The following is a 13,681-nucleotide window of genomic DNA, read 5'->3' on the forward strand; positions in this document are numbered from 1 at the left end:
TTTCACTAAGGAAGTAGTAGAAAGTCCGTGTAAAGATTTGGTAGGTAAAAATTTTTATAACTGACCTCACCGTTAAAAATCTAGGAGCTTAAATCGATAGTTTATACATAATGTTGCCTCCTCATTCCTAGCCCTTCCTTGATGAGGCGCTTCCCCTTTCTTTTTATAAGGACTGTGTATAACACCTATAGGTAATAGTTCCACAGCAATTCTCCCTTCCTTTCCGTTAAAGTAGAATAAAAACTCAGACGGAAGGAACCGTCCCCTTTGTCTCTTATATTGATATAGATATATATGAAGATGACTTTTCTTATAACTGTAGTAATCCATTTTCTTTTTTTGTTGTTTGTACTGTCCTAAATACCTTTTTTGCTCATTTTCTCTAAGATAAAATTTTATGCGATTTATCACTTCATCAGTTAACTTTATCTTATGCCTATTTTTAACATTGTATTTAGGTTTCTCAATTATGTCATCAATGATCTCTTAAATATTTGTATTTCCATCTATTTTCCCTTCATTTATCAAGTCCATTCTCTTTTCTTCATATTTTTTTATATATTTTCTGATAACTTTTCTATCGATATCAGTTTCTCTAGATATCTGTCTTTGAGATTTACTATCTCTAATATGTGATAATATTATTTCTTTTTTGTCTTTCAATGAAATCAACTCTACCGCTCCCTCATGATCTTATTTCATGAGAGAAATTTTATCTTAAAGGGGGGATTTTTCAGTTGAAATACTGGGATACTTTTAGTGTAACATAAACATCTGAGCTACTGGAAGAACATGAAAATATTAATGTGAGTTATTCTACAATATATAGGATCTTGACTAATGAGGGTATTAAAAGCCCTAAAAAACATCGTAAGCGTAAATTTCATCATCGAAGAAAGAGAAAACCTCAAAAGGGAATGCTGGTTCAGATTGATGCTTCTCCACATGAATGGCTCATAGGTAATAAAGCATTTACTCTACATGGAGCTATAGATGACGCTACCGGTGAAATTCTTGTACTTTTTTGCTCCAAACGAATGTATGGAGGGATATTTGAGGTCATAAGACGAATCGTTAACAACCATGGTATCCCTATCAGTATATACTCTGACCGTCCCACTATCTTTGTCTTTCCTAATAGCGGTAAATTATCTATAGAAGAGCAATTAGAGGGAAAGACAGTTAATCTTACGCAGTTTGAAAGAGCTATGGGAGAGCTTGGAATCAACGTTATTAAGGCTAATTCTCCACAAGCTAAAGGCCGCATTGAAAAGCTATGGGATACGCTTCAAAGCAGGCTTCCTATTGAGTTTAAGATTCATGAGATTGATACTATGGAAGCTGCTAGTGCATTTTTATCGCAATTTATTGTTGCTTACAATGAAAAGTTTGGTGTCGAACCTGAAAATCCTGAACCTGATTTTAGGCCACTTGATTCTAATATTAACCTTGATTATATCTTATGTGCAAAGGAGGAACGTACTATCATTGAAGGGTCTGTTTTTTCTTACAAGGGTAAGTATTATCAACTTATCAAGAATGGTAAAAAGGCTCCAGCTATGCCCAAAGCTAAGCTTACTGTCTTAAGTAGTTCTAAAATAAATGATGGAAGTAAACTACTTAAATCAAAGGAAAAATCCTGAAATATTGGTTCCTGATGGTATACTGACATCAATGGGCATCATTTTTTTACTTTGACATCTTTACAAACTGGGTTTACTCTGAATACACATGGTCTTTATACATTCTATCTATTGCAATAGGTCTTTTTCAGCTTTACATCGTAAGCAGAGATTTTGTACTGATGGGCTTGGTGTGGTTATAACCACCGCTGTAATATTAAGCTATGTATCCATCTTATACAACCAATTCTCCATCGCATGGCTTAATCCAAACACGATAATCTCAATAATGATAATCTTATTAGGCCTTGCTTTAGTCATAAGAAGTCGGAGAAATAACAGTAAAAAAGACTGAAATAGATTCAGCCTTCTTCATCCAGATCAAGATAATACTACTTTGTATATATTTTTATAGCTGTAAAAGTATATAACATTCTGGTTTGTAGCGTCAAAAATCAAATTTGGAAGAATACTATATTTACTCTTAATATTAGTTACTTTGATAAAAGAATCATTTTCAATGTAATATAAAGTAGTATCATACAGAGAATTGCTTTCATTTTGCCGTATTACTATAACATATACTTTTCCTGTACTGTTTTGATAAGCAATTCCAACGTTGTAAATTAACTCCCCCATGTTTGGAATGCTAATTTTTTTTATTTTCCCATTATTTAATTCATATATACATCCTTCATTAATGGATTCTCTAGTTGTGAAGTACACATTATCATTTTTAGAAGGAGCAAAAATAGCTGTCAAAGACTCTGAGGTAGTTATTTGTTTCCACGAAACACCTCCATCAATGCTCTCCCAAAGACCATTTGAAGCAGAAACTAAAAAATGCTTAGAATTATTAGGATCAATCACAAGATGAGTAGACATAATAATCTCTTTTGTAGAATTTGCCTTGCTCCAATGAATCCCCGAATCATGGCTTTCTATTATTTCAATGCCATGTTCTTTATCATTTTTAACTAAAAATATTTCGTTTCTATTGGAAGGACTAAATGTCATATCAGCTAGCATCATACTATCATCTGAATTATAATAAACTTGCCCCCAACTTTTTCCGCCATCGTTGCTTTTGAAAACAATTTGCTCTGTTCCTTCTTTCCCTTCAGTAGACATAAAAAATATTTCTTTTGAATTATACGGTGAAACATAAAATTGTCCAAAATGACCTTCAAATAAAGCTATTTTATTGTATTTCTTAAAATCTTTACTAGAATACAAAGTCATATTTGTTAAATCCCTTGGTGTATCTTGCCCCTGCTGTGCTAAAACCTCTTTCCCTTGAAAAAAAATCGGACAGAAATATCCTAAATTCGGAACGGAATATTTGATTACTTTGACTTGATTTTTATCAAAAATATGATACTGACATCCATATAAAAAAAATAAAAATAAAACCAATATCGTTAATTTTTTTATTCGCATTTACAATACCTCCTAAACTTTAAAATTGAGTAGGAAAACATTAATTATTCCTACTCAATTAAATAATTTCTAATAGTAAAAGAAATGTATTGGCTGAGTTGACGATCTGTCCCAATAATAATGACACATGTAAGTATAGCCTTTACCTTGTTTTGCCCAATATAACGTTCCATATTGCCACATCGTACCACTATATTGCCCGCCTGGTCCTTCATATCCTGCTACGTGATGCACTTCAAATAGAACATAAGACGATCCACTGAGTATATCGACACCAATCCCTCCAACATCATTAACTGCTTTATTAAAATTAGTTGTCGCTGAATTGTATTTATATACTTGGTCATTTGTATTATCTTGTACGTCAGCATAGTAAGGGCTAAAATTCCATTTTGGATGATACACATGGTACCAACCATACATTTTTACAGCTATAGCTCCAGCTTGAACTGCTGTTTTCGCCGTATTGTACCAGTCGCCCCATTCATTTGGCAGTACATTATATACATACTCTCCAAAATCAACAGGGTAAGTTCCGGAACCATAATGATTTATATTTACTGAGTTTGTCATGTAAACCCTGATCTTGGAAGGCCTCGTATGTTCATCAGCTGCTGTACTATCTATACTTATTTCAGGTTCAATAGCTCTAGCATTTAATTTCTCATCTTTTAGCTGTTTTTCACTTGCAGCAATATTATCAATAACCGCACCTTTCATATTCATTATTTGTCCTTTTTTATCAAGAGTACTTTCGATTTTAACAGCAATATTTTCAGCATCTGAATTAAATCCATTGCCGGTATCTTTTAAGTATTCTATGGATGGGACTGATAGCCTTACTATTTTCCAGCTTCCATCTTCTTTTGTAACAACAATAACACGATGGTTTGTACCATTATATAGCCATTTATCTTCTTTATCCACTTTAAAGTTAATTTCGGCATAAAAGATACGTGTATCATCTAAATTTAAGTTTTCTCCAGGTGATATGCCTGCAGCTACTACACCTACTTCTTTTGGAAGCTCTTTAATTTGAATCAACTTAGCTTCCTTCTCTTTAAAGAATGATTCTGATTTATTATTTGAAAGAAATTGTGTCATGGCTGTGCGATTAGAATTGGTAAAATAGTTCATATACTCATAAGGATCCTGATCATTAATTGCTTGAATCATCCCTTTAATTACTGCAATGGGGTCATCAAAATTTGTTGTATTACTCAAACTAACCGATTCTTTTGTGCTTGCTTTCGCTATTGAAGTAAATCCTGTAATCACTATTCCTATTAAAAACGTTGTTATAAGCAGTACTGCTGTTAATCTTATTTGATGTTTCATAAAAGATCTCCCTCCCTAATATTTTTGGGGGATATTACATAATCTTTTTCCTTACCTCCATTTTCTGTTTTTCCCTTCTACTTAATTTTATGTCAAATTTTTTACCATGTCAAGATTAGGTAGGTAAAAATTTTTATAACTGACCTCACCGTTAAAAATCTAGGAGCTTAATTTACTGTAGAAATGTCAATGATATTAGGAGCTAAAGAAAGTCAAAAAACTATAAGTGGTGAGCTAGTATTTAGAGCTCAAAGCGATATAAATATTACAGAATAATTGGATATATAAGTGTATCTTTTTCTCCGGAGGGGATAGGGAAATGCAGGGGTGTAACCTGAGCACTTCGGAGATGGTTGGTGCCATAAAACAACTTTCTCCTAGTTCAATCCGGGGGAGAAGGTATATTCAAAATGGCATTTACCCAAAAGCGTAAAACCCAAAAATGAATATGCTTAAAACTATATGACTATGATTTTAGAATAATATGTTCTTATGATTACAGGGGTTGTCTTAAAAAATCCTACAGTATCTTGACACTATCATCAACATTTTGTTTATTGAAAAAAGGAAAGGAGTATGATAAAATGAATAATGTGTCGGGGCATGGCGCAGCGGTAGCGCGCGCGGTTCGGGACCGTGAGGTCGCAGGTTCAAATCCTGTTGCCCCGACCATTTTTATTTATGCAGGTTTTAAACTTTACCCAAAAGCTAAAAACGTGTGGTCCTGTTTAAGTCCTCCTGCATATTATGGAATTATGCTAATATGTGGGGGGATGCGTTTTGCACATTTACATCGCCGATATGGGGGAAGATATTATTGAGCGAGTTAATTTGGAGACAAATCACAGAGATTTTGCAAAAATCAACTCATATAACAATAAACATCTACCATTAAATATCTATTCTAAGTATTTGTGTGGTCCGCATCGATTGATTTTAGATAAACACAGGCAAAAACTATATTCTTTAAATGCTTATGATAATTCAATTAGCATAATAAACTTAGAAAATTTTACTCTAGAAATTTCCTTGTATGTAGGGAATTATCCTAATAATGGTGTTATATATAAAGATTGTATATTAGTGGTTAATGGAGATTCAGATGCGATAAGTATTTTTGATATTGAAGAGAAAAAAGTAATAGGGCAAGTTAAAGTAGGGAGCTTTCCACAAGACATAGTTTATAATGAAAAGTATAATTTGATTTTTGTTAGCAATATGAACTCGGATGAAATTTTATTAATTGACCCTTATAGTTATAAAATTGTAGAGTTTATTGGAGCAGGAGCAAGACCTATAGGAATGACTTTTTCTGAGGATTGGGACTATTTATATGTGGTAGAAAGTTATTTTGAAACAGGAATAAATGGGAAAATTTCTATTATAGACTTGCAAAATTTTAAAGTAATTGATGAAATAGGAGTAGGAAAGGTTCCTACTATGGTGCGGAAAAAGGAAAACTTTTTATATGTACTTAATTCTTATTCTAATACCCTGTGCAAAATAGATTTATTTACAAAACACAAAAAAGAAGTTGTTTGTGGAAATGCACCTGCTTATTTGACTGTTTTAGATAAGTTCGCGTATGTTTCTTCTGTGGAAGAAAACAAGGTGAATATAATTGACATTGAGGAAATGAGAATAGTAAATTTTATTAAAACGAGAAAAGAGCCCCAAGGGCTTGTTATTGACCCGTGAGGGCTTTGATTATATAGGCGTACACTTCTTGAGATTTTTGCTTCCAATTATCGCAAATGAGTTTTGCTTGTTCGCTGTTTACTACGTTTATGTTCAGTTCAATCAAAACTATATCATTTTCTACTACTTTGCAATTGGCTATATATTGATTTTCGTCTTTTTTATAATAAGTAGCTATATATTGGGATTCTTGTTTTATTCTTTCTTTGTTTAAAAGGATGTACTCATCTATTTTTTGACGTGTTTCAAAGGGAATTCTTGTGAAAAATAGTTTTAAAATGTTTATACCTTCTTCTGTGATAAAATATTTTTCTTCTTCTAACTTTATAAAGCCAGTTTCTATTAATTCGTCAAGGTACTGTCTTAAATAGAAATAGTTCATAAGTTTGTTATCTAAAATAATTTTGCTTATTTGCTCGTCTGTAATAGGCATATTTATTCTGTTTAAGATGTATAATATAATTAATTTATTTTCAGCTAATTCTTGTATTTCGTAAGCCAAGTTACCACCTCGCAATAATACTATATGTGGTATGTTTAAATTAATTCTATCACAAAATATGTAATAAAAAAAGAGAGTATGGGAAAATACTCTCTTTTTTATCACTATTTTTGCATGTATTCTGATTCACTTCCTGCAGCACCTTGAGGGCCGCCTTGTGCAGGAGTAGAACCATATATACTGATGCCTCTTGACAGGGCAGATTCAGCAAAATGAACCATTCGCCTTAACATTTGTCCTCCTACTTTACCGCAATCTCGGCTAGATATATATCCCCAATAATCTTCAGAACCTTGCTTAACTGGAAGACCAAGTTCTGATGCGATTTCGTATTTCATATTATCAAGGGCTTTGTGAGCTTCTGGTACCATTTTTGGCCGATCATTCCAACTACCTCTTGCCATTTAAATCCCTCCTTACTCTTTCTCATACTTAATTTGTGTAGGTGGATAAAAAATATACTTTGAAAAATTTTAAAAAATATAATTTTGTTGTGCTAAAATATTTATGTGTATAAATTTTACTAAAAGGGTTGATATAGATGGAGAAACAAAAAATTTTAGAGCAAAAAATAAAGGAATGGGGAGCCTCTTTAGTAGGTTTTTCAAATCTTACAGGTATCCTTCCCGATAATCTTTCAGATATTCCTTATGGCATTACAGTTGTAATAAAATTAGCGGATAGAATAGTGGATGAAATTGAGAATAAGCCTACTCACACTTATTATCACCATTACCGTTCTGTAAATACCCTAATTGACCAGATAACCTTAAGAACAGTTCTTATTCTTGAAGAATGGGGCTATAAAGCATTAGCTGTTCCTGCTTCTCAATCGATTGCTGATTTGGGGGAATACAGGGGACTTTTTCCACATAAAACTGCCGCTACAAGAGCAGGGCTTGGTTGGATAGGAAAAAATGGCCTTCTTGTGACCGAAAAGTATGGACCAAGAGTGAGATTAGGAACAGTTCTAACAAATATGCTTTTTGAAACAGGAACCCCCATTGCTGAAAGTAAATGTGGCAGCTGCAAATTATGTGTAGAAGCTTGTCCTGCTATAGCACTTTATGGTACTCTATGGAAAGAGGGAATGCCGAGAGAAGAAATAGTTGATGCAAGAGCTTGCAGTGAATATATGAATAAAAATTTTAAACACATTGGAAGAGGATATGTATGCGGTATTTGTATGGAAGTGTGTCCTTATGGAAAGAAAAAATCTGTTGACAGGTGAAAAGGTTTTTGATAAAATGAAACTGAACAACCAAAACGTTTTGGAAAAGGTGGATATTAAATGGCAGTTACAATAAGAGATATAGCAAAATATGCGGGTGTATCTGTTACGACGGTTTCAAGAGCTTTAAACGGATATCCGGATGTAAGTGAGGAAACCCGCGAAAGAATTAAAAAAATAGCGGAAAAAGTTAATTATACTCCAAACTCTATTGCAAGAGGACTTGTTACGAATAAGACTCATACGGTTGGATTGGTTGTTTCTGAGTTAATAAAGCCGGGGGCGTATCATCCTTTCTTTCTCGAAGTGCTTGCAGGAATAAAAGCAGGATTAAGAAAAGATAAATATGACCTTATACTTTTTACTGTAGACCCAGAAAGCCAAGACATAACTTCCTATGAGAAGCTTTGCAATGACAGAAAAGTGGAAGGTGCTATTGTAGAAGGCTTAAAATTAAGCGATCCTTACATTGAAGAGATAAAGAAAACACAAATTCCCACTGTTCTGATTGATATACCGATACTTACTGATAAAGTGGGATATGTAAGTTCGGATAACGTTCAGGCAGCTTTTGAGGCTACAAGTTATCTTATAAAGTTGGGACATAGAAATATTGGATTTATAAATGGGCATAATGATGCGGCTGTAAGTTTTGAAAGGTTAGAAGGTTATAAAAAAGCTCTTGAAAAAAATAATATACCTTATAAAGAGGAATATGTAGTTTTTGATGATTTTACTCAAGAAGGTGGATATAACTCTTTTAAAACGCTTATATTTGAAAATCCAGAAATAACCGCTATCTTCCATGCTTCTGATTTGATGGCAATAGGTTCTTTCAAGGCAGCAAAAGACTTAGGCATGAAAGTTCCTGATGACATCTCTATTGTAGGTTTTGATGATATTGAACTTGCATCCCTTATCACTCCAGGGCTCACTACTATACGACAGGATACTTTTAAGATGGGTTATACAGCGGCAAAACATCTTTTGTCTATTATAAAAGGTGAAAAACCTCAACATATATTAATTCCTCATAAACTTGTAATCAGAGATTCGGCTAGAAAAATATAATTTTTTTAAAAGTTATCCAAAACGTTTCGGATAAAATTTTTAGTAAGGATGGAGGTCTATAAGTGGTAAAGCATATGTTTTTAAAAGATGTAAACAATTTAATAAGTGAAGACAGATGGCTTATTTTTCAAGATGAGTACAGTTCAAATGTAAATCCCAAATATGAAACTATTTTTACACTTACGAATGGCTACATGGGCGTAAGAGGTACTTTTGAAGAGGGAAGTGAAGGAGAAAAGCCTGGGAATTTTATAGCAGGGATTTTTGATAAGGCTGATGCACAAGTGAGAGAAATAGTAAACGCTCAAAACTGGCTGGGAATCAAGTTGTATATTGAAGGTGAAGAATTAAGTTTGGATAAATGCCAGTTGCTGGAATTCAAAAGAATTCTTGATATGAAAAAAAGTATTCTATTTAGGAACGCGTTGATAAAAGACAGCAAAGATAGAATTACTCGAATTGAGGGATACAGATTTTTAAGCCGCAGTGACCGTCATCGTTCTGCAATTAAGCTATTTGTGACACCTGTAAATTACAGTGGGCTGATAGGGGTAGAGAGTCTCATTGATGGAACTGTTTTAAATTCAGCAGATAATCCAAAGTATAGAGTAAAACATTTGAAGGTAGTTGACAACAGCAGTTTCAATAAAAGTGGGTGTTATCTTGAAACAGCAACTATTGACAATGATATTCGCATTGCCACAGGCAGTACTATAAGGGTATATCATTATGAAGATGGAGAGAAAAATAATGTAGCCAAATTTAGAAGATTTTTGCCTTTGGGTGAAACCAGTGTTGAATACTTTGAGTTTGAGGGTAGAAAAAACAATACAGTGGTGATTGACAAATTTGTTATAACCTATACTTCAAGAGACGTAAAAAAAGGCTTATTAAAGAGTACGGTGGAAAAAGAACTTTTTGCTTTTGCTCAAGAAGGTATTGACAAAGAGCTGCATAGACATATTGAGGTATATGGGAAACTTTGGTCTGTTGCAGATATAAATATTGAAGGGGATGAGGAAGCAGATAAAGCTTTGCGGTTTAATATTTTTCATCTCATGAGTTCTGTCAATGAAAATGACCCCCTGGTAAGTATTGCTGCAAAGGCTTTACACGGTGAGGGGTACAAAGGCCATATCTTTTGGGATACAGAAATATTTATGCTTCCGTTTTTCATATATGTGTATCCAAAAGCAGCGAAAACACTTCTAATGTACAGGTACAATATGCTTAATGCGGCGAGAAAAAATGCAGCTTTAAACGGGTATAAGGGAGCACAATATCCTTGGGAATCTGCAGATACAGGAGAGGAAGAGACACCTAAATGGGGATTTGATTACATGGGAAACCCTGTAAGAATATGGACGGGTGATTTAGAGCATCATATAACTGCTGATATAGCTTTTGCAGTGTGGGAGTATTTTAGAGCGACAGAAGATATTGAGTTTTTGTTGAATTACGGTGCAGAAATCATTTTTGAGACTGCAAGGTTTTGGGTATCTAGATGTGAATATGTAAAAGAATTAGATAGGTATGAAATAAACAATGTCATAGGTCCTGATGAGTTTCATGAACATGTTGATAATAATGCTTATACTAATTACCTTGCAAAATGGAATATTAAAAAGGGACTTGAACTAATCAATATGTTAAAAGAAAAATACCCAGAGCATTATCACACACTATCAAACAAGATATGTTTGACAAATGAGGAAATGGAAAAGTGGAAAGAAGTTGAAGAAAAAATATATATACCTTATGACGAAAACAAAAAACTGATAGAACAATTTGAAGGCTATTTTGATAAAAAAGATTATGTTATTGATAAATTTGATGAAAACAATATGCCTATATGGCCTGAAGGTGTTGATATAACGAGATTGGGTGATACACAGCTTATTAAACAGGCTGACGTTGTTATGTTGATGCTTTTGTTAGGTGAGGAATTTGACGAAGAGACCAAAAGAATCAATTACGAATATTATGAAAAGCGAACTATGCACAAATCTTCTTTAGGTCCAAGTATGTATGCCATTATGGGGTTAAAAGTAGGGGACCACAAAAACGCATACCAGTCTTTTATGAGAAGTGCCAACGTGGACCTTGTGGACAATCAGGGGAACACTAAAGAAGGTTTGCATGCTGCATCAGCTGGTGGTACATGGCAAGTAGCTGTTTTTGGATTTGGCGGAATGGAAATTGACAAAGAAGGGATATTAAATATAAATCCGTGGCTGCCAGAAAAATGGGACAAACTTTCCTATAAAGTATTCTGGAAAGGTAATTTAATTGAGGTAATTGTTACAAAAGAGGATGTGTCAGTAAAAAAATTAGAAGGAAAAGGAAATATAAAAGTAAAGGTAAAAGGGAAAGAGATTACGTTACAATAGTCAAAAAGGTACAGGCAGGTGGTAACCTGCTATACCTTAAAATAAATTGATTAAGTTTTAAGGGGGGATAAGTGAATTTAGAGTTAAGTTTAATGTCCTCAGCAAAATATTTTAATATAAAATTGTGAAAGGGGAAAGTGGTAATGAGTAAAAAATTTTTAAGTATCTTTGTTTTGACGATTTTCTTGTTGTCAACTGTTTTGGCTGGCTGTTCCTCTAGTAAAAATAATACTTCCAGTGCCAATGAGACAAATACGCAAAAACAAGAGACAGCAAAACCAGTTACTATAAAATTAGGCATGTGGTCATCATCTCCAGCAGAAAAGAAAATAGTGGATGACCAAATAGCTAAGTTTAAAGAAAAATATCCGAATATAGATGTGCAAATTGAGACAATTGTGGGAGATTACATGCAAAAATTACAAACAGAACTGGCGTCAAATACAGCACCAGATATATTCTATCTTGACAGCATGCCGGCACCACAGCTTATGTCATCCGGGGTTTTAGAGCCATTAGATGATTATATTAAGAAATACAATGTGGATGTAAATGATTTCGAACCTGCTTTGCTTTCCGCTTTTCAGTGGGAAGGAAAGACTTATGGTTTGCCAAAGGATTTCAATACTCTAGCCTTGTTTTATAACAAAGACATGTTTAAAGCGGCTGGAATAAATGAGCCTCCAAAAACATGGGAGGAATTAAGAAATGTAGCTAAAAAGTTGACAAAAGACGGTGTCAAAGGTTTGGTTTTATCAGCAGACCTTGCAAGATTTGATGCTTTTATCAATCAAAATGGCGGTTCAGTGTATAAAGATGGAAAAGTTACTTTAAATCTGCCAGAGAATACACAGGCACTTGATTTTTATGTGAGTCTCATCACAAAAGACAAAGTTGCTGACACGCCACAAAACATGGGAGAAGGCTGGAATGGAGATGCTTTTGCTGCTAAAAAAGCTGCAATGGCAATAGAAGGTGGCTGGATGATACCATTCATCAAAGAAAAAGCTCCTGATTTAAACTATGGTATAGCAGAGCTCCCAGCAGGAAAGCAAAAATCTACAATGGCTTTTACTGTTGCATATGTGATGAATAAAAACAGCAAACATAAAGATGAAGCCTTTAAACTTATTGAGTTTTTAACCGGTAAAGAAGGACAGCAATTTGTAGTAGATTCAGGCCTTGCACTTCCATCGAGAAAGTCTATGCAAGAAGGATTTAAGGAGAAATATCCTGAAAGAGCTGCCTTTGTAGATGGTGCTTCTTATGCGGTACCATGGCAATTCGGTTTGTATGGCACAAAGGTGGTAGATGCGGCTAATAAAGCTTGTGAAGCATTAATAATGAAGCAAATTAGTAGTGCTCAACAAGCTCTTGACAATGCACAAAAGGAAGTTGGACAATAATTTAAACAAGCAGCACCTTACTAAAATAAGGTGCTGCAATTATGATTTTTTAAGGTTGAAGGGAAGGATGTACTTATGGAAGCTAAAATGACTATGAAAAAGAGGTATTTATACGAAGCTTTGTCAGGGTATGCTTTTGTGTTACCTTTTATTGCTTCAATATCTATTTTTTTGATAGGACCATTAATTTATGCTTTTATTATAAGTTTTAAAGAATTTTCTTTTTTAAATCCTGAAGCAAGCCGATGGATTGGATTTGCAAATTATATAAAATTATTCAGTGACCCAACGTTTAAAAGAGCTCTTTTAAATACAACACTTTACTCTTTAGGAGTAGTACCAACACAGCTTGTTATTGCTTTAATACTGGCATTAATTGTAAATTCGGATATTAAAGGTAAAACATTTTTTAGAGTAGCCTATTATATACCAACTGTTACCTCCACAGTTGCAGTTTCTGTAATATTTTTGTATCTATTTAAAGCAGATGGTTTAGTTAATGCTTTGTTGGCTAAATTTGGCATACAAGGTCCTACTTGGTTTAATGATGTAAGGTTTGCACTTCCTTCTATTATGATGATGGCGATATGGTCTTCTGTAGGTAATTACATGGTAATTTTTCTTGCCGGGCTACAGGATATACCATCAGAATTGTACGAAGCTGCGGAAGTAGATGGAGCTAATAAATTTCAAAGATTTTTCAAAATTACCCTTCCAATGTTGAGGCCAATAGTGTTTTTTAATCTAGTAATGTCATTAATTGGTACTTTTCAGGTTTTTGACCAAGCCTATGTAGTATCCCAAGGGACTGGTGGGCCTCTTGATGCTACAATGACAGTCGTGCTGGATATATATAGGACAGGATTTAGAGATTTTAACATGGGTTACGCTTCAGCTATGGCTTTTGTATTATTTGTAATAATCTTGATATTGACTCTTATACAGCGAAAGCTTTTCAAAGAAGAAACCTATTAGGAGGTGGC

At 33.9% G+C, this 13,681-nt stretch carries 12 protein-coding genes and 1 tRNA gene; 8 read left to right on the forward strand and 5 right to left on the reverse strand.

What is annotated here, in order from left to right; translation table 11 throughout:
* Nucleotides 1–486 precede the first annotated feature (486 nt).
* Nucleotides 487–672: a helix-turn-helix domain-containing protein gene (locus I4N53_RS06940; RefSeq protein ID WP_012994835.1), complete on the reverse strand. Its 186-nt coding sequence runs from the start codon at nt 670–672 to the stop codon at nt 487–489.
* 110 nt (nt 673–782) lie between these two features.
* On the opposite strand from I4N53_RS06940, the gene I4N53_RS06945 reads away from it, so the two are divergent.
* On the forward strand, nt 783–1,643 hold the full coding sequence (locus tag I4N53_RS06945; protein WP_154653775.1) for an ISNCY family transposase: 861 nt from the start codon (nt 783–785) through the stop codon (nt 1,641–1,643).
* Nucleotides 1,644–2,003: 360 nt separating this feature from the next.
* Here the strand turns inward: I4N53_RS06945 and I4N53_RS06950 are convergent, their stop codons facing one another.
* Entirely contained in the window at nt 2,004–3,062 is a 1,059-nt protein-coding gene (locus I4N53_RS06950) for a lipoprotein (protein ID WP_012994836.1), read from the reverse strand.
* A gap of 69 nt (nt 3,063–3,131) precedes the next feature.
* Nucleotides 3,132–4,400 (reverse strand): SpoIID/LytB domain-containing protein, encoded by a 1,269-nt coding sequence (locus I4N53_RS06955; RefSeq protein WP_161629562.1) that lies wholly within the window; start codon nt 4,398–4,400, stop codon nt 3,132–3,134.
* Between the two features lie 597 nt (nt 4,401–4,997).
* On the opposite strand from I4N53_RS06955, the gene I4N53_RS06960 reads away from it, so the two are divergent.
* Together I4N53_RS06960 and I4N53_RS06965 are read left to right on the forward strand one after the other, a co-directional pair.
* A tRNA-Pro gene (locus I4N53_RS06960) sits at nt 4,998–5,072 on the forward strand.
* Nucleotides 5,073–5,180: 108 nt separating this feature from the next.
* Nucleotides 5,181–6,098 (forward strand): YncE family protein, encoded by a 918-nt coding sequence (locus I4N53_RS06965; RefSeq protein ID WP_214495919.1) that lies wholly within the window; start codon nt 5,181–5,183, stop codon nt 6,096–6,098.
* Here I4N53_RS06965 and I4N53_RS06970 read toward each other — a convergent pair.
* Nucleotides 6,085–6,600 carry a DUF4364 family protein gene (locus I4N53_RS06970; protein WP_013150060.1) on the reverse strand — a complete coding sequence of 172 codons (516 nt, stop codon included), beginning with the start codon at nt 6,598–6,600 and terminating at the stop codon, nt 6,085–6,087. The genes I4N53_RS06965 and I4N53_RS06970 overlap by 14 nt on opposite strands.
* A 104-nt stretch (nt 6,601–6,704) precedes the next feature.
* A complete protein-coding gene (locus I4N53_RS06975) occupies nt 6,705–7,004 on the reverse strand; it encodes an alpha/beta-type small acid-soluble spore protein (RefSeq protein ID WP_012994839.1) in 300 nt (99 codons plus the stop codon).
* Between the two features lie 137 nt (nt 7,005–7,141).
* Here I4N53_RS06975 and I4N53_RS06980 point away from each other — a divergent pair, with 137 nt between their 5' ends.
* The 5 genes from I4N53_RS06980 (at nt 7,142) to I4N53_RS07000 (ending at nt 13,673) form a co-directional block, all read left to right on the forward strand.
* A complete protein-coding gene (locus I4N53_RS06980) occupies nt 7,142–7,831 on the forward strand; it encodes a 4Fe-4S double cluster binding domain-containing protein (protein WP_214495920.1) in 690 nt (229 codons plus the stop codon).
* Nucleotides 7,832–7,891: 60 nt separating this feature from the next.
* On the forward strand, nt 7,892–8,902 hold the full coding sequence (locus I4N53_RS06985) for a LacI family DNA-binding transcriptional regulator (protein ID WP_214495921.1): 1,011 nt from the start codon (nt 7,892–7,894) through the stop codon (nt 8,900–8,902).
* A gap of 62 nt (nt 8,903–8,964) precedes the next feature.
* A complete protein-coding gene (locus I4N53_RS06990; RefSeq protein WP_214495922.1) occupies nt 8,965–11,292 on the forward strand; it encodes a glycosyl hydrolase family 65 protein in 2,328 nt (775 codons plus the stop codon).
* A 143-nt stretch (nt 11,293–11,435) separates the two neighbouring features.
* Nucleotides 11,436–12,698: an ABC transporter substrate-binding protein gene (locus tag I4N53_RS06995; RefSeq protein ID WP_214495923.1), complete on the forward strand. Its 1,263-nt coding sequence runs from the start codon at nt 11,436–11,438 to the stop codon at nt 12,696–12,698.
* Between the two features lie 75 nt (nt 12,699–12,773).
* Nucleotides 12,774–13,673, forward strand: coding sequence for a carbohydrate ABC transporter permease (locus I4N53_RS07000; protein WP_012269470.1), 900 nt, complete (start codon nt 12,774–12,776; stop codon nt 13,671–13,673).
* Nucleotides 13,674–13,681 lie beyond the last annotated feature (8 nt).

Source organism: Thermoanaerobacter sp. CM-CNRG TB177 (genome assembly GCF_018588165.1).
In the GTDB taxonomy this organism is placed as follows: domain Bacteria; phylum Bacillota; class Thermoanaerobacteria; order Thermoanaerobacterales; family Thermoanaerobacteraceae; genus Thermoanaerobacter; species Thermoanaerobacter thermocopriae.